This window comes from Frigoribacterium sp. CFBP 8751 (genome assembly GCF_014841545.1).
Lineage (GTDB): Bacteria > Actinomycetota > Actinomycetes > Actinomycetales > Microbacteriaceae > Frigoribacterium.
Window position 1 is genome coordinate 1,111,235 of the sequence record NZ_JACYUB010000001.1, and the last position, 20,869, is coordinate 1,132,103.

The 20,869-nt window shown below is 71.7% G+C and carries 21 protein-coding genes and 1 pseudogene; 13 read left to right on the forward strand and 9 right to left on the reverse strand.

Annotated features, from left to right (window positions below):
* Nucleotides 1–2 precede the first annotated feature (2 nt).
* Together dapC and IFT88_RS05345 are read left to right on the forward strand one after the other, a co-directional pair.
* A complete protein-coding gene (gene dapC / locus IFT88_RS05340; protein WP_192119251.1) occupies nt 3–1,103 on the forward strand; it encodes a succinyldiaminopimelate transaminase in 1,101 nt (366 codons plus the stop codon).
* 16 nt (nt 1,104–1,119) lie between these two features.
* Complete coding sequence (locus IFT88_RS05345) at nt 1,120–2,415, forward strand: citrate synthase (protein ID WP_082060022.1); 1,296 nt, start codon at nt 1,120–1,122, stop codon at nt 2,413–2,415.
* A 113-nt stretch (nt 2,416–2,528) separates the two neighbouring features.
* Here the strand turns inward: IFT88_RS05345 and dapD are convergent, their stop codons facing one another.
* Entirely contained in the window at nt 2,529–3,503 is a 975-nt protein-coding gene (dapD, locus tag IFT88_RS05350) for a 2,3,4,5-tetrahydropyridine-2,6-dicarboxylate N-succinyltransferase (RefSeq protein ID WP_192119253.1), read from the reverse strand.
* Nucleotides 3,504–3,578: 75 nt separating this feature from the next.
* On the opposite strand from dapD, the gene dapE reads away from it, so the two are divergent.
* From dapE to IFT88_RS05365, 3 genes are all read left to right on the forward strand, one after another.
* Nucleotides 3,579–4,652 (forward strand): succinyl-diaminopimelate desuccinylase, encoded by a 1,074-nt coding sequence (gene dapE, locus IFT88_RS05355; RefSeq protein ID WP_192119255.1) that lies wholly within the window; start codon nt 3,579–3,581, stop codon nt 4,650–4,652.
* Nucleotides 4,637–5,908 carry a hypothetical protein gene (locus IFT88_RS05360; RefSeq protein WP_342212071.1) on the forward strand — a complete coding sequence of 424 codons (1,272 nt, stop codon included), beginning with the start codon at nt 4,637–4,639 and terminating at the stop codon, nt 5,906–5,908. The genes dapE and IFT88_RS05360 overlap by 16 nt, the downstream gene beginning before the upstream one ends.
* 83 nt (nt 5,909–5,991) lie before the next feature.
* Nucleotides 5,992–6,162: a DUF3117 domain-containing protein gene (locus tag IFT88_RS05365; RefSeq protein WP_071256769.1), complete on the forward strand. Its 171-nt coding sequence runs from the start codon at nt 5,992–5,994 to the stop codon at nt 6,160–6,162.
* A gap of 126 nt (nt 6,163–6,288) precedes the next feature.
* On the opposite strand, the gene IFT88_RS05370 is transcribed toward IFT88_RS05365, so the two are convergent.
* Nucleotides 6,289–6,915: an O-methyltransferase gene (locus tag IFT88_RS05370; protein ID WP_043595523.1), complete on the reverse strand. Its 627-nt coding sequence runs from the start codon at nt 6,913–6,915 to the stop codon at nt 6,289–6,291.
* 69 nt (nt 6,916–6,984) lie between these two features.
* Here IFT88_RS05370 and IFT88_RS05375 point away from each other — a divergent pair, with 69 nt between their 5' ends.
* Nucleotides 6,985–7,392: a hypothetical protein gene (locus IFT88_RS05375; RefSeq protein WP_056229273.1), complete on the forward strand. Its 408-nt coding sequence runs from the start codon at nt 6,985–6,987 to the stop codon at nt 7,390–7,392.
* A 78-nt stretch (nt 7,393–7,470) separates the two neighbouring features.
* Here IFT88_RS05375 and IFT88_RS05380 read toward each other — a convergent pair whose 3' ends face one another.
* Entirely contained in the window at nt 7,471–8,385 is a 915-nt protein-coding gene (locus tag IFT88_RS05380; protein WP_056048675.1) for a LysR family transcriptional regulator, read from the reverse strand.
* A gap of 187 nt (nt 8,386–8,572) precedes the next feature.
* Here IFT88_RS05380 and IFT88_RS17355 point away from each other — a divergent pair, with 187 nt between their 5' ends.
* A complete protein-coding gene (locus IFT88_RS17355; RefSeq protein WP_255349708.1) occupies nt 8,573–8,695 on the forward strand; it encodes a hypothetical protein in 123 nt (40 codons plus the stop codon).
* Between the two features lie 174 nt (nt 8,696–8,869).
* Here IFT88_RS17355 and IFT88_RS05385 read toward each other — a convergent pair whose 3' ends face one another.
* The 3 genes from IFT88_RS05385 to IFT88_RS05395 are packed head-to-tail and all read right to left on the reverse strand — an operon-like array spanning nt 8,870 to nt 11,925.
* Nucleotides 8,870–10,042 (reverse strand): Mrp/NBP35 family ATP-binding protein, encoded by a 1,173-nt coding sequence (locus IFT88_RS05385; protein ID WP_342212072.1) that lies wholly within the window; start codon nt 10,040–10,042, stop codon nt 8,870–8,872.
* Nucleotides 10,035–10,616 (reverse strand): DUF1003 domain-containing protein, encoded by a 582-nt coding sequence (locus IFT88_RS05390; protein WP_043595450.1) that lies wholly within the window; start codon nt 10,614–10,616, stop codon nt 10,035–10,037. Before IFT88_RS05390 ends, IFT88_RS05385 begins: the two co-directional genes overlap by 8 nt.
* The gene (locus IFT88_RS05395; protein ID WP_043595448.1) at nt 10,603–11,925 is read right to left on the reverse strand and encodes a magnesium transporter MgtE N-terminal domain-containing protein; all 1,323 of its coding nucleotides are present in this window, start codon (nt 11,923–11,925) and stop codon (nt 10,603–10,605) included. The genes IFT88_RS05390 and IFT88_RS05395 overlap by 14 nt, the downstream gene beginning before the upstream one ends.
* A gap of 71 nt (nt 11,926–11,996) precedes the next feature.
* Here IFT88_RS05395 and IFT88_RS05400 point away from each other — a divergent pair, with 71 nt between their 5' ends.
* The 4 genes from IFT88_RS05400 to IFT88_RS05415 all read left to right on the forward strand — a co-directional run bounded on the left by IFT88_RS05400 (nt 11,997) and on the right by IFT88_RS05415 (nt 14,884).
* Nucleotides 11,997–12,497 carry a general stress protein gene (locus IFT88_RS05400; protein WP_137848078.1) on the forward strand — a complete coding sequence of 167 codons (501 nt, stop codon included), beginning with the start codon at nt 11,997–11,999 and terminating at the stop codon, nt 12,495–12,497.
* A gap of 17 nt (nt 12,498–12,514) precedes the next feature.
* Complete coding sequence (locus tag IFT88_RS05405; protein WP_192119257.1) at nt 12,515–13,153, forward strand: hypothetical protein; 639 nt, start codon at nt 12,515–12,517, stop codon at nt 13,151–13,153.
* Nucleotides 13,154–13,268: 115 nt separating this feature from the next.
* Nucleotides 13,269–14,096 carry a YcnI family copper-binding membrane protein gene (locus tag IFT88_RS05410; protein ID WP_192119259.1) on the forward strand — a complete coding sequence of 276 codons (828 nt, stop codon included), beginning with the start codon at nt 13,269–13,271 and terminating at the stop codon, nt 14,094–14,096.
* The gene (locus IFT88_RS05415) at nt 14,093–14,884 is read left to right on the forward strand and encodes a copper resistance CopC family protein (protein WP_342212073.1); all 792 of its coding nucleotides are present in this window, start codon (nt 14,093–14,095) and stop codon (nt 14,882–14,884) included. The genes IFT88_RS05410 and IFT88_RS05415 overlap by 4 nt, the downstream gene beginning before the upstream one ends.
* Nucleotides 14,885–14,959: 75 nt before the next feature.
* Here the strand turns inward: IFT88_RS05415 and IFT88_RS05420 are convergent.
* Nucleotides 14,960–16,417, reverse strand: a pseudogene (locus tag IFT88_RS05420) (aminopeptidase P family protein); the annotation flags it as partial.
* A 46-nt stretch (nt 16,418–16,463) separates the two neighbouring features.
* Entirely contained in the window at nt 16,464–17,495 is a 1,032-nt protein-coding gene (locus IFT88_RS05425) for an endonuclease/exonuclease/phosphatase family protein (RefSeq protein ID WP_192119261.1), read from the reverse strand.
* 83 nt (nt 17,496–17,578) lie between these two features.
* Between IFT88_RS05425 and IFT88_RS05430 the strand changes: the two genes are divergently transcribed.
* Complete coding sequence (locus IFT88_RS05430) at nt 17,579–18,433, forward strand: PHP domain-containing protein (protein WP_192119263.1); 855 nt, start codon at nt 17,579–17,581, stop codon at nt 18,431–18,433.
* A gap of 96 nt (nt 18,434–18,529) precedes the next feature.
* Here the strand turns inward: IFT88_RS05430 and IFT88_RS05435 are convergent, their stop codons facing one another.
* Entirely contained in the window at nt 18,530–19,981 is a 1,452-nt protein-coding gene (locus tag IFT88_RS05435) for a DEAD/DEAH box helicase (protein WP_043595514.1), read from the reverse strand.
* An 84-nt stretch (nt 19,982–20,065) separates the two neighbouring features.
* On the opposite strand from IFT88_RS05435, the gene IFT88_RS05440 reads away from it, so the two are divergent.
* A complete protein-coding gene (locus IFT88_RS05440; protein WP_235472309.1) occupies nt 20,066–20,785 on the forward strand; it encodes a ferritin-like fold-containing protein in 720 nt (239 codons plus the stop codon).
* Nucleotides 20,786–20,869: the final 84 nt, after the last annotated feature.

The window sequence follows — 20,869 nt, forward strand, 5'->3', positions numbered from 1 at the left end:
CCGTGGCGCTCGACCTGCCCGAGTTCCCCTGGGACGCCCTGGTGCCGTACGCGGCGACCGCGCGGCGTCACCCCGGTGGCATCGTCGACCTCAGCGTCGGCTCGCCCGTCGACCCGACCCCCGACGTCGTCCGCGAGGCCCTCGCCGTCGCGACCGACGCCCACTCGTACCCGCAGGTCGCCGGTACCCCGGCCCTGCGGTCGGCCATCGCCGAGTGGTACGAGCGGCGCCGCGGAGTGACCGGCCTCGGTGACGCCCACGTGCTGCCGACCATCGGCTCGAAAGAACTCATCGCCGGCATGGCGCTCTGGCTCGGCATCGGTGCGGGCGACACGGTGGTCTACCCGACCAACGCCTACCCGACCTACGCGCTCGGTGCGGCTCTCGTCGGCGCGACGGCCCTCGCCTCCGACGACCCGGCCGAGTGGCCCGCCTCGACGAAGCTGGTCTGGCTGAACAGCCCGGGCAACCCCGACGGAGCCGTCCTCGGCGTCGAGGCCCTGCGGGCCGCCGTCGCCCGTGCGCGCGAACTCGGGGCCGTGATCGCGGGCGACGAGTGCTACGCCGAACTCGGCTGGACGGGCGAATGGGCCGATCACCCCACGCCCTGCATCCTCGACCCCCGCGTCGTGGGTGACGACCTCCGTGGCGTCGTCTCGGTGTACTCGCTCAGCAAGCAGTCCAATCTCGCCGGGTACCGCGCGGGCTTCGTCGCGGGCTGCGACCACGTCCTCGGGCAGCTGCTCGCCGTGCGCAAGCACGCCGGACTCATGCCACCGGCCCCGGTGCAACAAGCCATGGTGGTCGCGCTGGCCGACGAGGCCCACGTGGTCGAGCAGAAGGCGCGGTACGCGGCCCGCCGGGCGCGCCTCCTTCCCGCTCTCGAAGGGGCAGGGTTCCGCATCGACCGCAGCGAGGCCGGGCTCTACCTCTGGGCCACGCGGGACGAGGACGCCTGGGTCACGGTCTCCTGGCTGGCCGAGCGCGGTGTGCTCGTCGCCCCCGGGTCGTTCTACGGGCCGGCCGGCGATCGTCACGTCCGCGTGGCGCTCACGACGACCGACGAGCGCATCGACGCCGCCGTGGGGCGCCTCGGCAGCTGACCGCTAGGCTGACCGGGTGACTGACACTGCCAACGACGCCCAGAAGGCCACGCTGCAGTTCCCGGGGGGAACAGCCGAGTTCCCGATCGTCGCGAGCACCGAAGGTGCCTCGTCGATCGACATCTCGACGTTCACCAAGCAGACCGGTTACACGACCCTCGACACGGGATTCGTGAACACCTCCAATGCCCGAAGCACGATCACCTACATCGACGGTGATCAGGGCATCCTGCGCTACCGGGGCTACCCGATCGAACAAGTCGCCGAGAACTCGACCTACCTCGAGACGGCCTGGCTGTTGATCTACGGCGAACTGCCCACCCCCGACCAGCTCGCCGACTTCGACGCGCGCATCCGGCGGCACACGCTGCTGCACGAAGACCTGCGTCGCTTCTTCGACGCCCTGCCGCACAACGCCCACCCCATGTCGGTGCTGTCGAGCGCGGTCGGTGCCCTGTCGACGTTCTACGAAGACAGCATGAGCGTGCACGACCCCGAGCAGGTCGAGCTGCAGACCGTGCGACTGCTGGCCAAGCTGCCGGTCATCGCCGCCTACGCGCACAAGAAGAGCCTCGGCCAGGCGTTCCTCTACCCTGACAACTCGCTCAGCTTCGTCGACAACTTCCTCAAGCTGAACTTCGGCACGATGGCCGAGCCGTACGAGGTGAACCCCGTCCTGTCGAAGGCGCTCGAGCGCCTGCTCATCCTCCACGAGGACCACGAACAGAACGCGTCGACCTCGACCGTGCGTCTCGTCGGCTCGACGCAGGCCAACATGTTCTCGTCGATCTCGGCCGGCATCAGCGCCCTCTACGGGCCGCTGCACGGCGGGGCCAACGAGGCCGTCCTCAAGATGCTCGCCGAGATCCGCGACAGCGGCCAGGGCGTCGAACGCTTCGTCGAGCGGGTCAAGAACAAAGAGGCCGGCGTCAAGCTGATGGGCTTCGGGCACCGCGTCTACAAGAACTACGACCCGCGCGCCAAACTGGTCAAAGAGAGCGCCACCGAGGTGCTCGAGTCGCTCGGCGTGAAGGACGACCTGCTCGACATCGCGATGGAGCTCGAGGGCATCGCCCTGGCCGACGACTACTTCGTCGAGCGCAAGCTCTACCCGAACGTCGACTTCTACACGGGCGTCATCTACAAGGCGATGGGGTTCCCGCCGCGCATGTTCACCGTGCTCTTCGCGATCGGACGCCTGCCCGGCTGGATCGCCCACTGGCGCGAGATGAACACCGACCCGACGACCAAGATCGGCCGCCCCCAGCAGTTGTACCTGGGCGCGACCGAGCGCGACTGGCCGCAGCGCTGACCCGTCGGGGCGATCGGCTGCCACACCGGTAGATGGGCACCATGCCAGGCGATGACCCGGCGTGGTGCCCATCTTCCGGCGTTGCGGGGGCGTGGTGCTGCTGCCCCGCCCGGCTACGCGTGCAGCTGCGAGTTCAGCGTGATGCCGTGGCCCTTGCGGGGCAGCACCTCGACGGCGCCGGTCAGCGAGTTGCGGCGGAAGAGCAGCCCGGGCTGGCCCGAGAGCTCGACCGCCTTGACGGTCTGCGGCGAGCCGTCGTTGGTGGGGGTGCCGCCCACGACGACGACCTTGGTGCCCGCCGTCACGTAGAGACCGGCCTCGACGACGGTGTCGTCGCCGATTGCGATGCCGATGCCGGCGTTGGCGCCGAGCAGGGCACGGGCACCGATGGTGACCCGCTGGGTGCCGCCCCCCGACAGCGTGCCCATGATCGAGGCGCCACCACCGATGTCGGACCCGTCACCCACGACGACGCCCTGCGAGATGCGGCCCTCGACCATGGACGACCCGAGGGTGCCGGCGTTGAAGTTCACGAAGCCCTCGTGCATGACCGTGGTGCCCGGGGCCAGGTGCGCACCGAGCCGCACCCGCGAGGCGTCGGCGATGCGGACTCGGTCGGGTGAGACGTAGTCGAGCATGCGCGGGAACTTGTCGATGCCGGTCGCGACGATGCCCGCACGCTGCAGCGTCGGACGCAGGCGCGCGAAGTCGTCGGGGTGGACCGGCCCGGCGTTGGTCCAGGTGACGATCGGCAGGTGCGCGAACACGCCGTCGAGGTTGATCGTGTTGGGCTTCACCAGCAGGTGGCTGAGCAGGTGCAGGCGGAGGTACGCGTCGGGGGTGGACGCAGGAGGCGCGCTCAGGTCGATCTCGACGGTCACCGGGACGAGGTCCACCGCGCGGCGCTCGTCGGGCCCGGCGGCGTCGGCCAGCTCGCCCGGGACGATCTCGGGGTCGCGGTCGGCCGGCAGGGCGCCGAGCCGAGGGGAGGGGAACCAGGTGTCGAGCGTGGTGCCGTCGTGCGAGACGGTCGCGAGGCCGTACCCGTAGGCGCGGGTCGGGGCGGTGGCGGTGGCGTCGGAAGTCATGGACCCGAGCGTATCGGCAGCCGCCGACGACCCGGTTGGAGGCGACCCGTGCCGTCGGCCCGTAAACTCGCCCGCATGGCACCGATCGACCTCTCCGTCTCGCCCGTCGACGTCACGAAGCAGCTCTGCGACATCCGGTCCGAGTCGGGCGACGAACGTCGCGTCGCCGACGAGATCTGGGCCACGCTCGACGGTTGCGACCACCTCGAGCTGTTCCGCGACGGTGACGCGATCGTCGCTCGGACACGGCTGGGCCGGGACTCGCGGGTCGTGATCGCCGGTCACGTCGACACCGTGCCCGTCAACGACAACGTCCCCACGCGCTACGAGACCGAGGGCGACGTCGAGTACCTGTGGGGCCGGGGGACGGTCGACATGAAGGCAGGCTGCGCCGTCCACCTCCGACTCGCGGTCGAGCTGACCGAACCGAACGTCGACGTCACGTGGGTCTGGTACGACCACGAAGAGGTCTCCGACGCGCTGAACGGTCTGGGACGCCTCGCACGCCTCCGGCCCGACCTGCTGGCCGGCGACTTCGCCGTCCTCGGCGAACCGAGCAACAGCGGGGTCGAGGGCGGCTGCAACGGCAACCTGCGCGCCGAGATCCGCACCTTCGGCGCCCGGTCGCACAGCGCGCGGTCGTGGGTGGGCGACAACGCCATCCACAAGGCCGCGCCGATCCTCGACGTGCTGGCGGCCTACGAGGCGCGCGAGGTCGAGGTCGACGGGCTCGTCTACCGCGAGGGCCTCAACGCCGTCGGCATCACGGGTGGCGTGGCCGGCAACGTCATCCCCGACGAGTGCATGGTGCACGTCAACTACCGCTTCGCCCCGAGCCGCAGCGCCGACGAGGCCGTCGCCCACGTGCGCGAACTCTTCGAGGGCTTCGACGTCACGATCGTCGACCTCGCCCCCGGCGCCCGGCCCGGCCTGGACGCCCCGCTGGCGCAGCAGTTCCTGCGCGCCGTCGGCGGCGAGGCCAAGCCCAAGTACGGCTGGACGGACGTCGCGCGCTTCTCCGCCCTCGGCGTGCCCGCCGTCAACTACGGTCCCGGCGACCCGATGCTGGCCCACCACGACGACGAGCGCGTGCCCGTGCAGCAGATCCTCGACAACGAGCGCGGACTGCGGGCGTGGCTGACGAACTGACCGTCGACGAGGCGAGCCGCGCCTCCTCGTCCCCGCTCCCGAGTCACGCCCCCCGACGACCGATCTCGCCGTCGAGGAGTCTCGTGCTGCGCTACCGCCTCACGCCGTGGTGGGCGCGCGTGCTCGTGGTGTTCGTGCTGTCACGCGTCGTCAGCACGGTCGCCCTGCTCACCTTCGCCGGCGCCCAGCAGGCCAACGCGTGGACCCTCGCGAGCCCCGACTACGGCAGCTTCGCCACCATCTGGGACGGTCACTGGTACTACATCATCGCCGTGGTGGGGTACCCGAGCGACCTGCCGATCACCGGCGACGGTCACGTGGGCGAGAACGCCTGGGCGTTCATGCCCGTCTACCCGTTCGTCGTCCGTGGGCTGATGGCCCTGACCGGCCTGCCCTTCGCGACGCTCGCGGTCGTCGTGTCGGTCGCCTGCGCCGCGGGGACGGCTCTGCTGTTCTACCGCCTCATGCGGCACTCGCTGTCCGAGTCGACCTCTTTGTTCGCGGTCGTCCTGTTCTGTGTGGCGCCCCTGTCGCCGCTGCTGCAGGTGGCCTACGCCGAGTCGATGTTCCTGCTGCTGCTCTGCGCGAGCCTGCTCCTGCTGGTGCGGCGACAGTACCTGGCGATGCTGCCGGTCGTGCTGGTCATGTCGTTCACGCGGCCAGGGGCGCTTCCGCTCGCCCTCGCGATCGGACTGCACGGGCTGTTGCGGTGGTGGCGGCGGCACGACGACCCCTTCCCGGTGCGCGAGCGGGTCCGTGTGGCGGCGGTCGCCGCGACCACGGCCGTGTTCGGCATCGCCTGGCTCGTCGTCGCCGGAGCGGTGACCGGCGTGCCGGGTGCCTACACCGAGACCGAGCTCGCCTGGCGGGCGCCGTACATCGGCTACGGGCCGCTGGTGCCGTTCACCCCCTGGGTCGACGGGGCGAACTGGTGGTTTCCGGGTGGTTCCGGCATCGCCTTGCTCGTCCTGTCGGTCCTCGCCTTCACGGCCCTGATGCTGTCGCCGTGGGCGCGCAGGACGAGTGTCGACCTGAGGCTCTGGGGTGTCGCCTACGCGCTCTACCTGCTGGCCGTGTTCTTCCCGCAGTCCAGCACCTTCCGGCTGTTGATGCCGCTCTTCCCGTTGCTGGGCGTGCTCGCGGTGCCACGGTCGAAGGTCTACCGAGTGCTGCTCGTCGCCGTGTTCGTGGCCGCCCAGTGGGTGTGGCTCTACTACTGCTGGTGGGTGAACGGGTACGACTGGACGCCGCCGTGATCGGTGGTCGAACGGCGTCGTTTAGGTCGGGGGCTGGAAATCACGGATAATGGGTCCAGCATCTTGCGAAAGGGGACTATCTGATGGCAGCCATGAAGCCGAGGACCGGCGACGGGCCTATGGAAGCCGTTAAGGAGGGCCGTCTCATCATCGTGCGTGTTCCGCTCGAGGGTGGGGGACGCCTCGTGGTGTCGGTCAACGACGACGAAGCCAAAGAGTTGCACGACGCCCTCGCCGGCGTCGTGAGCGCCTAGTCGGCCACCTCCTTAATAGCCCCGGACGCCCCGCCCGTCGCACCTGCGACGCGCGGGGCGTTCGTGCGCGTGCCCGCCGTCCGCTGCCAGCCCCTGCGCTCGCGTGCGTCGCCGGGCGCGAGCGTCTCAGCGCTTGACGAGCGAGAGCAGGCCGTCGCCCGCGGTCGAGAGCGAACTGATCACGGCCGGTGAGGTCGACACCTCGGTCAGCAAGGTGCGGAAGCCCGTGGTCGTGGCGTCGCGGACGGCGGGATTGGCCACCCTGCCGTGCCAGAGCGCGTGCGCGACGAGGACGAGTCCGCCGGGACGGGCGAGTCGCAGGCCGTGCTCGACGTACTCGATGACCGAACCGGGGTCGGCGTCGACGAAGACGATGTCGTACGAGTTCTCGTTCATGCGAGGCAGCACGTCGGCTGCGCGGCCCGCGATCAGGCGGAACCGGCTGGCCGGGACCCCCGCCTGCAGGTAGGCGTCGCGGGCGGCCTGCTGGTGCTCGATCTCACGGTCGATGGTCGTCAGGACGGCACCGGGGGCGCCCGAGAGCAGCCAGAGCCCGCTCACGCCCAGGCCCGTACCGACCTCGATGATCGACGAGGCGTTCGAGGCGGCGGCGACGACAGCGAGCTGGGCACCGACCGCCGGTGAGACGGCTTCGACGCCGACCTCGAGCGAATGCTGTCGAGCCTCGGCGATCGCGTCGCTCTCGGTGACGAGTTCTTCCGCGAACTTCCAACTTGACTCTATCTGCGACACACCCACTCCTCGAAAGGCCAACTCTAGGGGGTTCCCCGAGTCGTCACCGGTTAGTCTGCATGCGTGTCCATGTTCGGTCTGACGTTCGACAAGCTGCTCATCATCGGTGTGCTCGCGGTCTTCCTGCTCGGTCCCGAACGGCTGCCCGGTTACGCCTCGAAGCTCGCCCAGCTCGTCCGGACGGTGCGGGACATGGCCAACGGCGCGAAGACCCGCATGCGCGACGAGATGGGCCCCGAGTTCGACGACGTCGAGTGGCAGAAGCTCGACCCGCGCCAGTACGATCCGCGTCGCATCATCCGCGACGCGCTGCTGGACGGCACGGACGCCGCTCCCAAGCCTTCGGCGCCGAGCATGGCGACGGCCGGTGCCGCAGCCGCGGCGGTGTCCGCAGGGTTGCCCGGGGGCCGCTCCTCCGCTCAGGTCGTGCCCTTGGCGACGGGCGAGGTGCCGCCCTACGACTCCGAGGCGACCTGACGCTCTTGCCGCGCCGCGCCTCCTGATCCGGCGCCCGGTCGCCCCTCCGGCCTCGTGCACGGTTGCCCCGGCGACGGGTCAGACGCCGCCGTGCAGCGCCGCCACGCGGGAGGCCTCGGCGCGGAGCGCATCGACGACCCGCCGGACGGAGGGGCGCTCGGCCCGGTCGCGCCGCATCACGGCCGACACCCAGCGCACTGCCCGGATGCTCTCGAGGGGCACGAGCACCATGTCGTCACGGGCGTCCTTGGCCGTGAAGCGCGGCAGCACGGCGATGCCGAGGCCGGCTCCGACGAGCGACTCGGTCACCTTGGTGTCGCTGAAGCGTTGGGCGACACGGACGGGGCTGCCGGTCACCCGCTCGATCTCGCGGTAGACCCACTCGAACGGGAAGTCGTGCGGCACGCCGATCCAGTTCTCTCCCTCGAGGTCGCCGGGCGCGAGCGAGGCGCGACCGGCCAGTCGGTGGTCGGCGGGCAGGGCGATGTCGAGGGGTTCGGTCAGCAGCGGGACGGTGACGAGTCCACGGCCGGGCCAGGGCTTGTCGTCGGACGAGTGCGCGACGACGACGTCGTGGTCGGCGGCCAGTTCGGGGAACTCACGGATCGACGGGTCGTGGTCGCTCGCGACGACCACCAGGCCCGGGGTCTCGGCCACCGTGCGCAGCAGGCCCGGCAGCAGCATCTGCCCGCCCGTGGGAAAGGTGGCCAGCGTGACCTCGCCCTGGGGGGTCGCGACGAAGTCGTCCCAGACCGCCTGGGCGCGTTCGAGTGCGACGGCGACGTCGGTGGCCGTCTGGGCCAGCACGCGCCCGGAGCCGGTGAGCACGATGCCGCGTCCCACCCGCTCGGTCAGTGCGACCCCTGCTTCGCGCTCGAGCACCTTGAGCTGCTGCGAGACGGCGCTCGGGGTGCGGTGGGTGGCCCGGGCGACGGCGGCCACGCTGCCTCGTTCGGCGAGTTCGCGGAGGAGTTCGAGGCGCTTGACATCCATGTAGCAAAACTACTCTGTTTCGGTAGAAACGTGAGATTGATCTACCGCTTCCCGAGGCGCATCATTGAAGAGTCCCCGGAGCGCGTCGTAGCGCTCCCGAGCTCCGGTCGACCTGGTCCCGGGCTCGGTGGCGAATCCATCCCACCACGCAGAACCGCGCGCCGAACCGCGCCAGAAAGAGTCCCCCATGCTCACCGGAATCATCGTCCTCATCATCGCCGCAGTCGTCGGAATCGCCGGCTCGCTCGTCTCGGTCGCCCGCGACGGCTTCCGCGCCATCCCGACCAAGACCTACAACCGCTGGTCGTAGTCGACTTCGCGGTGACAGGCTCGTCTCCCTCCTGAGCGTGCCGTCACCGCGTCTGCCGCCCCTGTGCTGGGGTGCGGCACGAGCACGTCGCCGCCCCCGGGCGAGACGCTGTGACGAAAGGGCACCTCGCCACGCGAGGTGCCCTTTCTGCGGTTCCGGGAGTCGGGCCGGAGGTCAGCTGACGCTGAGTCCGAGCTTGCGGCCCGCCAGACCGCGTGCCCGCACGGCCAGTCGGCCCGCCAAGTCGTCGATGGCCGCGGCCGCGGGATCGTCGGGAGCGGCGAGCACGACCGGGACGCCGTCGTCACCGCCCTGCCGCAGGCCCAGGCTCAGCGGCACGCTGGCGAGCAACGGCACCTCGGCCTCTTGCCCGGTCGACAGTCGGCGTGCCGTCTCGGCGCCACCGCCCGACCCGAAGAGCTCGAGCACGCTGCCGTCGGACTGCGGCAGGCCCGCCATGTTCTCGACCACCCCGAGCAACCGCTGACCCGTCTGGCGCGCCACGAGCCCGCTGCGCTCGGCGACGTCGGCGGCGGCCGGTTGGGGCGTCGTGACGACCAGCACCTCGGCGTGCGGCAGCAACTGCCCCACCGAGATGGCGACGTCGCCCGTGCCGGGAGGCAGGTCGAGCAGCAGGACGTCGAGGTCGCCGAAGTACACGTCGGTGAGGAACTGCTGGATCGTGCGGTGCAGCATCGGACCCCGCCAGGCGACCGCCGTCGAGGCGTCGTCGACGAACATGCCGATCGAGATGACCTTCACGCCGTGGGCCACGGGGGGCAGGATCATGTCGTCGACGCGGGTCGGCTTGACGGACGCGCCGTCGGGGCCGACGAGGCCCAGCAACCCGGGGATGCTGAAGCCGTAGACGTCGGCGTCGACGATGCCGACCGCCAGGCCGCGGGCCGCGAGGGCGACGGCGAGGTTCGCGGTGACGGTGGACTTGCCGACACCGCCCTTGCCGCTCGTGACGGCGTACACCCGGGTCAGCGTGTCGGGCCCGAACTGCATGCCCCGCGCCGCCCGGCCCGCCCGGAGCTTCTCGGTGAGGGCGTGTCGTTCGTCCTTGGTCATGACGGTCACGTCGACGGTGACGGCGGTGACGCCGGCCACCGAGGCGGTGGCCTCGCGGACGTCGCGTTCGATCGTGTCGGCGGCGGGACAGCCCACGATCGTGAGCTTCACGGCCACCGTCGCCGCGCCTCCTGCGTCGACGGCGACGTCGCCGATCATGTCGAGCTCGGTGACGGGCTTGCGGATCTCGGGGTCGAGCACGCGACCGAGCGCACGGCGGACGTCGTCCGGCGTCGGCACCGGCGGCCGGGGTGCCGGTGCCGGCTCAGCCACGGTGCCCGTCGCGCCGGGCCTCGCGTCGCGAGGGGGACGAGGAGGCGCGGGTCGCCTCGACCCCGGAGGGCTCGTCGTCGTCGCGGCGGTCGAGCTCGTCGAGCAGCGAGCGCAGCTCGGCCCGGATGAAGTCCTTGCTCGCCATGTCGCGGATCGCGATGCGGAGGGCGACGACCTCGCGGGCCAGGTACTCGGTGTCGGCCAGGTTGCGCTCGGCGCGCTGGCGGTCCTGTTCGAACTGCACACGGTCGCGGTCGTCCTGACGGTTCTGCGCGAGCAGGATCAGGGGAGCGGCGTACGACGCCTGCAGCGAGAGGATCAGCGTCAGGGCCGTGAATCCGATGGCGGCGCTGTCGAACCGGATGTCGACGGGAGCGACCGTGTTGTAGATCATCCAGACGACGCAGAACAGGGTGAGGGCGATCAGGAAGTAGGGCGTGCCCATGCCGCGGGCGATGGACTCGGTGGCCCGGCCGAAACGGTCGCTGCTGACCCGCTTCCGCCCGGGCAGGACCCTGGTGCGCAGACCCTTCGGAGCGTCGAGGCGGACGTCGTTGCGGTTATCGCGGGCCATCGTCGCTCCTCGTGCTCTGACCGATCGCCGGGCGACGGGCGCGACCACGCGGTCGGCTCGCGGTCAGGGGTTGGTCGGGGTCTTGACTGCGCCAGTCGTCGGGCAGCACGTGGTCGAGCACGTCGTCGATGGTGACGACGCCGACCAGGCGGTGGGCCGAATCGACGACGGGCACCGAGACGAGGTTGTAGGTCGCCATGACCCGCGTGACCTCGAGGGCCGTCGCGTCGACGCGGACCGGCTCGGTGGTCTGGTCGAGGATCGTGCCCAGGCGCTCGTTCGGCGGGTAGCGGAGCATCCGCTGGAAGTGCACCATGCCGAGGAACCGGCCGGTGGGCGGCTCGTAGGGTGGCAGGACCACGCAGACGGCCGCGCCGAGCGCGGGGGCCAGCTCGTGGCGACGGATGAGGGCCAGGCCCTCGGCGACGGTCGCGTCGGCCGAGACGATGACGGGCTCGGTCGTCATGAGGCCGCCGGCGGTGTCGGAGTCGTAGCTGAGCAGCATGCGCACGTCGTCGGCCTCGTCGGGCTCCATCAACGTGAGGAGTTGCTCGGTGCGCTCGTCGGGCAGCTGGGCGATGAGGTCGGCCGCGTCGTCGGGCTGCATCTGGTCGAGGACGCTCGCCGCGCGGTGGTCGTCGAGGCCCGTGAAGATCTCGACCTGCTCGGCCTCGGGCAGCTCTTCGAGCACGTCGGCGAGACGGTCGTCGGACAGTTCGCCGGCGACCTCGAGCCGCCGTTCGGGCGTGAGGTCGAGCAGGGTGTTCGCCAGGTCGGCGGGCACGAGGTCGGAGTACGCGGCGATGAGGTGCTCGGCGCTCTGCGCCTCGCCCGGGCCGGCCTCTTCGACCACGTCGTCCCACGCCGCGAACGCCGTGGGCGGTTTGACGAACGGGGACGGCGACGTCTTGGGCTTGCGCAGGAAGAGCTGGCCGACCTCCCAGTCGCCCTCGCTCACCTCGTCGATCGCCACGTCCTCGATCGTGGCGTGGCCCCCACCGTGCCGGAACGACACCCGACGACCGAGCAGGTCGGCGATGACCCGGGTCTCGCCGCCCCGCTGTTCGAAGCGGCGGAGGGTGATGACGCCGTTCGTGATGATCTGGCCCGAGCCGATGCTCGTGACGCGGCCGATGCCGACGAAGACCCGGCGCTTGCCGGGCACCTCGACGACGAGCCCCACCACGCGGGGCGCCCCGGTGCGGCGGTAGACCACCAGCACGTCGCGCACCTTGCCGACCTTGTCGCCCGCAGGGTCGAAGACGGAGCAACCGGCCAGGCGGGCGACGAAGACTCTGGTTGCACTCACGCGTCCAATTTAGTCGCTCGCACCGACGCCGCCGACGGGGGCTCGGCAGGGGCACCGTGTTTAATGCAGGGATGACGAACCCGGGCCCCGTGGGGCGACGCCCGCCGATGGTTCCCACCCTGCCGCGGGGTGACGTGCTCGGCACCTACGACACGTATCCCGAGGCCCAGCGCGTGGTCGACCGGTTGTCGCAGGCCGAGTTCCCGATCAAGCAGCTGGCGATCATCGGCAACGACCTCAAGACCGTCGAACGCGTCACCGGTCGGCTGAGCTACGGGCGTGCCGCGCTGGCGGGGGCCGTGACCGGACTCTGGCTCGGCGTCTTCTTCGGGCTCGTCATGCTCGTCTTCGCGACCGAGACCGCCACCGCCGCCACCGTCGGGGCGGCCGCCCTGCTCGGTGCGGGCTTCGGCATGCTCTACGGCATCGTCAGCTTCGCGGTCACGCGTCGTCGCCGCGACTTCACCTCGACGCACCAGGTGCTCGCCTCGAACTACCAGATCGTGGTCGACCCCGCGGTCTCCGGTCGGGCGCACGAGATCCTCGCCCGTCCCGAGACCCCGCGCCGCTGACGTACCCTGGTGTCGACATGGCACCCCGCGACCCCTCCACGACGGCCACCCGGGCCGAGCGCTTCGCGCGTGGTTGGCTGACCGCCGGCGCCTCGACCCTGGTCGCGGCCTTCTCCCACGTGGCGGGCGGCGGCATGCAACCCGGCGTGCTCGGCGTGGTCCTCGCCCTGGCCGTGGCCGTGCCGGTCTCGATCGCCCTGGCAGGCGTGCATCTCTCGACCGTGCGGCTGGCGGTCGCGGTCGCGCTCAGCCAGGTCGCGTTCCACCTGCTCTTCTCGCTCGGTGCCGAGGGCGTCGGCGGAGCCTCCGCCACGGGCGGCCACCACGCGGCGCTCGTGATCTCGACGGCCACCGACGGGTCGGTGTCCGGCACGGTCGCGGGTGCCATGGTCATGGGCGGCCCCACCATGTGGCTGGCCCACGCCCTCGCGGCCGTGGTCACGATCGTCGCCTTGCGGCGGGGCGAGGGCGCCGCGTGGGCCATCGTCCGACTGGCCGTCCGCGGTCTGACCGTCGCGCGCCTCCTGACGGCCGGACACCGACCCGAGGTGCCCGTCGTCCGACGCCCCTCGACCCCGACCGGCGTCCGTCCGCGTCCGCCCGGACGACGACACCTCACGGCCCGGCCCCGCCGCGGTCCGCCCTGCCCTGCCTGACCCCTCACGCCGTCGACTCCGTCGTCGGTGAACCCGTCGTGCGCGCCCCGCGCCGTCGGGCCCCATCGTCATGCACCGCAGACCGATCGCCCTCGCGATCGAGAGGACCAGATCCATGAACCGCACCACCGTCCCCGCATCCGTCACGACCCGCCGTCCCCGGTCGTCCGTCGTCGTCGCCCGGTCGGCCGCCGCCCTCGGCGCGGCCGCCCTGCTCGCGCTGGCCGCGCCCCTCGCGGCCTCGGCCCACGTCCACGTCGAGCCCGGCCAGGCCGAGGCCGGCTCGTACGAGACGCTGACCTTCAAGGTGCCGAACGAGTCCGCGACCGCCGGCACCGTCGGGCTGGTCGTCGACCTGCCCACCGACACCCCGTTCACCTCGGTGTCCTACGAGCCCCTGCCGGGGTGGACCACCGAGGTCACCACCAGCACGCTGCCCGAGCCTGTCGAGCTCGACGGCGCGACGATCACCGAGGCGCCGACCCAGGTGACCTGGACGGCCCAGGGCGACACGCAGATCGCCCCGGGACAGTTCCAGCAATTCGTCATCTCGGCCGGTGCGGTGCCCGACACCGGGTCGATCGCCCTGCCGGCCCACCAGCGCTACTCGGACGGCACGGTCGTCGACTGGGCCGACGCCACGCCGGCCTCGGGAGAAGAGCCCGAGCACCCCGCACCGACCCTCTACGTCAACGACGCCCCGCCGGCGGACGAGCACGCCGGGCACGAGACGGACGACGACACGACGACCGCGGGTCTGAGCACCTCCGGCGACTCCGCGTCGGGTTCCGGTGACGCAGCGGTCGGACCGCTCGCGATCGGCCTCGGCATCGGCGGACTCGCCCTCGGTGCGCTGGCACTCGTCGTCTCGGTCGTGGCGCTGACCCGTCGGCCCCGGGCGGCGGCGTCCGGTGCCTCGACGAGCGGTCGGGTGGACGCGTGACGGCCGCGCGCCTGCGGGCACCGCGCCTCCTCGGCGTCCTCGCGATCGCCGGCCTCGGCGTCGCGACCGGCACCCTCGCCCTCGCCCTCGTGCCGGCGGGCCCGGCCGCGGCGCACGACTACGTCGTGAGCAGCACGCCCGCCGCCGGCTCGACCGTCGACTCGTCCCCGTCGACCGTGTCGATCACGTTCAACGACGTGATCCTCGACCTCTCGGGGACGGGCAGCTCGAACGTGCTCGAGGTGACCGACGCCTCGGGCCTGCACTACGAGGACGGTTGCTCGACCACCTCGGGGCCCACCCTCACGACCGGCGTCGCGCTCGGGGCCCCCGGTGCCTACACGATGACCTACCAGGCGGTCTCGGCCGACGGTCACACCGTGTCGGACGCCGTCCCGTTCACCTACGCACCCGCCGCGGGCACGGCCGAGGGGGTCGGCTCGCCGACCCGTCCGAGCTGCGGCAGTGCAGGAGGCGCGGGTGGGGCATCCGGCGCGCCCACCGGTGACGAGACCGACGCGGCCTCGCCCTCGGCGTCGCCCGAGCCCGAGATGACGACCCTGGCGACCCCGGGTGACGACACCGTGGCGACGCCGTCGGCCACGTCCGGGTCGGGCTCGGTCAACGCCGGTCTCGTCATCGGCATCGCGGTCGCGATCGTCGTGCTGGCCGCCGCCGCTGTGGTCGTGGCGATCGTCACCGGTCGGCGGAGGGACGGGACGCCCGCCGAGGCCGATGCCGACGACCCGTCGGTGCCGGACGGCGACGAGTCGTCCGACGGGCGATGACCCTGCCTCGCTGATCGCGGCGTGGACGGACGAAGGGCCCCGGGTGCGATGCACCCGGGGCCCCTCGGCGTCGGNGTTCTCGGCGCCGTCGGCCGTCACGAGGATGTCGTCCTCGATGCGGACGCCGATGCCGCGGAACTCTTCGGGGACGGTGAGGTCGTCGGGCTGGAAGTACAGGCCGGGCTCGATCGTGAACACCATGCCGGGCTCGAGGACGCCGTCGAGGTAGAGGTCGCGGCGGGCGGCGGCGCAGTCGTGCACGTCGATGCCGAGGTGGTGGCTCGTGCCGTGCACCATGTAGCGGCGGTGGTACTGGTGGTCGGGCTTCAGCGACTCGTCGGCGGAGACCGGCAGGAAGCCCCATTCGGCCGTGCGTTCGGCGATGACCTTCATGGCCGTCGCGTGGATCTCGCGGAACGCGATGCCCGGGCGCACGATCGCGAACGCCGCGTCGGCCGCCTCGAGCACGGCCTCGTAGACCAGGCGCTGCACGTCGGTGAACCGGCCCGAGACGGGCAGCGTGCGGGTGATGTCGGCCGTGTAGAGGCTGTCGAGCTCGATGCCGGCGTCGATCAGGATGAGGTCGCCGTCGCGCACGACACCGTCGTTGCGGGTCCAGTGCAGGACGCAGGCGTGGTCGCCCGACGCGGCGATCGTGTCGTAGCCGACCGTGTTGCCGTCGGCGCGGGCGCGGCGGTTGAAGGTGCCCTCGACGAGGCGTTCGCCGCGCGGGTGCGCGACGATGTCGTCGAAGTCGGCGATCACGTCCGTGAATCCCTTTCCCGTCACCGTCACCGCCTGGCGCATCTGGGCGACCTCGTACGCGTCCTTGACGAGCCGGAGCTCGCTCAGGTCACGGGCGAGATCGGCGGAGGTCGCCCGCCCGGGGGCGCCGTCGTCGTCGGGTGTCACCTCGCCCGCCGCCGCCGAGGCGGGGGACTGCTCGGCTGCGGCCTCGACGACGGCGTCGAGACGACGGGTCAGGTCGGGGTCGGCTTCGCGGACGACGAGGGTCTCGGCGTCGACCGTGCCGACCACGGCCTCGAAGTCGGCCAGGTCGCGCGTGGCCAGACCCAGGTCGGCGGCGACCTGCGTCAACGAGGGGCGGGGGCCGATCCAGAACTCGCCGATCTCGGGGTTGGCGTAGAACTCGTCCGAGTCGCGGCCGGCGCTCGCACGCAGGTACAGGGTGGCGTCGTGCCCGTCGGCCGTGGGCTCGAGCACGAGCACCGAACCGGGCACGGTGTCCGAACCCCAGCCCGTCAGGTGCGAGAACGCCGAGTGTGCACGGAAGGGGTAGTCGCAGTCGTTCGAGCGGACCTTGGCGGAGCCGGCCGGCACGACCAGGCGGGTGCCCGGGTGCAGCACGGACAGCCGCGCGCGGCGGTCGGCGGCGAACGGCGCCTGCTCTCGCGGCTCGGGCAGGACGTCGGGGCGGTCGGCCCACTGCGACGAGATGTAGTCCTTGAACGTGTCCGACCCGGGGGTGGTGGAGCGGTTGGTGGTCGCGCGCGGCGCCTTCTGATCTGCCATGCCCACCATTGTCCCGCCAAACGGGCCGGACGCCCAGTCGGCGGGGTCAGGCTCCCGTGCGACTGAGCTGCGCGACGACCGGACGATGGTCGCTGCCGGCGTCGTCGAGCTCGGTCACGACCCGGAACCCGGTCGGCAGCCACTGCTCGGTCGCCATGACGTGGTCGATCGGGGCGCCGAGGAGGGGAGGGACGTCGGTCGGCCAGGTGCCCACCCCGGCGTTGGCGGTCGCCTCGGCCGTGTCACGGCAGGCGCCGAGGGCTCCACCGTCGGAGCCGAGCCCGGCCATGTGGTCCAGCGTGGCGTTGAAGTCGCCTGCCATGATCACGTCACCCGACCGGCAGACGTCGGCGAGGTAGCCGAGGCCGGCACGCCACTGCCCCATGTTGTCGGGCGTCGGCGAGACGGGGTGCGCGGCGACGATGGTGGGCCCCTCGCCCGACACGGGCGTCGCGACGACCGTCGGGAGCACGGGCGTCGTGCGCGCGTCGGTGGTGCCGTCGTCGCCGACCGCGACCTGGTACTCGCCGAGCGCGGCGCTGATCAGCAGGGTCGTCGAGCGACCGCTCGCGATCTGGTCGTAGGCCACCGTGTGCACCCACATGGGTTTGCCGGCGGCGGCCATGGCCTCGGCGACGGCGACGCCGACCTCCTGCCGCGTCTCGGGGAGGGCGATCACGTCGGCGCCGACCTCGGTGGCGAGGGCGACCACGGCGTCGGCCCCGGTCGCCGCGCCGAGCGTGTTCCACGACAGGACGGTGACGTCGGTGGGCGTCTTCTCGACGAAGTCGGTGCGGCCGAGGCCTCGAGCCGTCACCACGCCGGCCGAGAGGACGCCGAACACGAGCAGCAGCACGGCCGCACTCGCCGTCAACGACCGGATCGGTCGGGCGATCAGGCCGAGCACGAGCAACAGCACCGTCAGGACGATCGCCACGGCCGCGGCGACCAGGCGGAACGACACCACCTGAGCGACCGGGAAGACGCGCTGCAGCCCGACGGCTTGGGGCCAGAGGGCGGCCACCAGCACGGCGGCGACGGCGAGGACGAAGACGAGGGCGACGAGACGACGGATCATGGCCCCTGGAGCCTAGGGGAACCCCCGACCGCAGGTAGGGCGCCGCACGGACGGCTCGGAAGCGCGCCGCCTACGATGGGGGGATGCCCACGCGCCTGGTCGACCTGCACACTCACTCGAGCGTGTCGGACGGCACCGAGGCGCCCGCGGCGTTGATCGCGTCGGCCGTGCGGGCGGGGCTCGACACCGTCGCCCTGACCGACCACGACAGCACCGCCGGGTGGTCCGAGGCCTCGGCCGCCGTCGCCGGGACGGGACTCACCCTCGTCCCCGGCATGGAGCTCAGCACCCGGCTCGGCTTGAACAGCGTGCACATGCTCGGCTACCTCTTCGACCCCGCGCACCCGGGTCTGGTCGCCGAGACGGCACGCCTCCGCGACAGCCGTCTGCACCGCGCCGAGCGCATCGTCGAGCGCATCGCCGCCGACTACGACCTCACCTGGGGCGACGTCCTCGCCCAGGCCAGTTCGGGGGCGACGCTGGGCCGGCCACACATCGCCGACGCCCTCGTCGCGAAGGGCTACGCACCCGACCGCAGCGCCGCCTTCGCGGGAATACTGCACTGGCGGTCCGGGTACTACGAACCGCACGAGGCACCCAGCCCCCTGATCGGCGTCCGCCTGATCCGCGAGGCCGGGGGAGTCCCCGTCATCGCCCACCCCGCGACCCGGGGGCGCGAGCCCAACGTCTCGAGCGAGGGCTTCGAGGCCCTGGTCGACGCCGGCCTGCTCGGCGTCGAGGTCGACCACCGCGAGAACACCACGGCGGGCAAGGCGCGACTGCTCGAGCTCGCCCGGCGGTACGACCTCATCGTGACCGGCTCGAGCGACTACCACGGCGACGGCAAGCCCAACCGTCTGGGCGAGAACGCCACGGCTCCCGAGCAACTCGACCGGATCGTCGACGCGGCCACCGGGTGGGTGCCCGTCCGGGGCTGAGTCGACCCGCGCCTCCTCGTCCGGGACGGTGACGTGCCGGATGCACGAGACCCCCTCGCCGCGGACGGTCGAGGGGGTCTCGTGCTGGATCGGTCGTCAGCCTTGGGGCTGTGACGACGAGTCGCCGGCGGGACGACGGCGACGGTTGCGGCTGCGCTTGCGCGGGGCCTCACCCGAGCCCTCACCGGCCGGAGCGGTCGCGTCGGACGCCTGTGCGGCGCCGCGGCCCGTGGCCGAGGGCTCACCCGAGGTGCGCACGGGAGCGTCGCCGCGACCGCGACCACGGCCCCTGTCCCGGTCGCCCTGGGGGCCGCCGGTGCGCTCGCGCGAGCCGGCCGAACCCGCCTTGACCGCCGACAGGGAGGTCGCGCGCAGACGCCCCTTGGTGCCGGCGGGGATGTCGAGGTCGGCGAAGAGGTGCGGGCTCGACGAGTAGGTCTCGACCGGTTCGGGCTGACCCATGTCGAGCGCCCGGTTGATCAGGGCCCACTTGTGCAGGTCGTCCCAGTCGACGAACGTGACGGCGATGCCGGTCTTGCCCGCACGGCCGGTGCGGCCGGCGCGGTGCAGGTACGTGTCGTGGTCGTCGGGCACGGTGTGGTTGATCACGTGCGTGACGTCGTTCACGTCGATGCCGCGGGCCGCGACGTCGGTCGCGATCAGGATGTCCTTCTTGCCCGCCTTGAAGGCGGCCATGGCGCGCTCGCGTTGCTCTTGGTTGAGGTCACCGTGGACGGCGGCCGCGTTGAAGCCGCGATCGTTCAGCTCTTCGACGAGCTTGGCGGCCGCACGCTTGGTGCGGGTGAAGACGACGGTCTTGCCACGGCCCTCGGCCTGGAGGATGCGCGCGATCACCTCGTCCTTGTCGAGCGAGTGGGCGCGGTAGACCACGTGCTTGATGTTCGCCTGCGTGAGGCCCTCGTCGGGGTCGGTCGCGCGGATGTGGATCGGCTTCGACATGAAGCGGCGGGCCAGCGCCACGATGGGGCCGGGCATCGTCGCCGAGAACAACATGGTGTGACGCGTGGCCGGGACCTGCTGGAAGATCTTCTCGATGTCGCTGAGGAAGCCCAGGTCGAGCATCTTGTCGGCCTCGTCGAGCACGACCTCTTGCACCTCTTTGAGGTTCAGGAGGCGCTGGCCGGCCAGGTCGAGGAGGCGACCGGGGGTGCCCACGACGATCTGCGCGCCGGCCTTGAGCTGCTCGACCTGGCCCTCGTAGGCCTTGCCGCCGTAGATGCTGACGATCTTGGTGGCACGGTTCGAGGTGGCGACCTCGAGGTCGTCGGCCACCTGGACGCAGAGTTCGCGGGTGGGGACGACGACGAGCACCTTGACGCCGGGAGTCGGGTCGAGGCCGATCCGCTGGATGATCGGGAGGCCGAAGCCGAAGGTCTTGCCGGTACCCGTCTTGGCCTGGCCGATGATGTCTTGGCCGGCGAGGGCGAGGGGGATGGTCTGGGTCTGGATGGGGAAAGGTTCGAGGATCCCCTTCGACGCCAGAGCGTCGACCATGTCGGGGTCGATCGCGAGGTCAGTGAATGTCAAAGTGTTGCCCTGTCTCATATAGGGGGATGCGAGGAGTTTAGCCCGTCGCGACGGGCGGCCTCTCGGACCCCGTAAGATGTCGGCGTGGTGTCCTGGCCCGGTCGAGGTGCGAAACGCGGCGTCCCGTCCCTGCAGTGGCCGCGGCCCGCGGCGAAGCCGACCCCCGCGGCGCGTGTCGAGCTCGACCAGTTCACCCCCGACCTGTTGGTCTTCCTGGGGCACGCGGCCTACCTCGAGCTCGCGCTGTTCGAGACGCTCGGGCGCTCGTCGGCGTTCGCCCCCGACGTCCGCGCGAAAGAGACCACCGGTCGCATCGCCGAGTCGACGTTGGCACGACACCGTGGCCTGGTGGCCGAGATCGAACGATCGGGGCACGACGCCACCGAGTCGATGGAGCCCCACATCGCCGCGATCGACGAGTTCCGGGCCCGGACCGAAGGCACGGACTGGTACGAGGCGATCCTCGCGAACTACGTCGCGGCCGGCCTGCTCAACGACGTGTTCGTCCGGTTGGCGGCCGGGCTGCAGGCCGACCACCACAAGCGCATCGTGGCGGTTCTCAAGGCGCACGACGACGCACCGCTCGTCGTGCGAGAGCTCTCGGCGGCCATCGAGGCCGACCCGCGCCTCGCGTCGCGACTGGCCCTCTGGGGGCGCAGGCTGGTGGGCGACACCCTGTTGGTCGCGCGTGCTGCCGTCTCGGCGTCGCACGTGTCGGCGGACGACGAGCGTCTCGAGCCGGTCTTCACGGAACTCATCGCCGCGCACACCCGCCGCATGGACGCCCTGGGCCTCACCGCCTGAGCCGGTTCCGAGGCTCGGCCGATTCCGAGGATCGGCTGCGGGCAGATCCGTCAGGGGTCGCCGACCGACCTCTCAGCAGAGGCG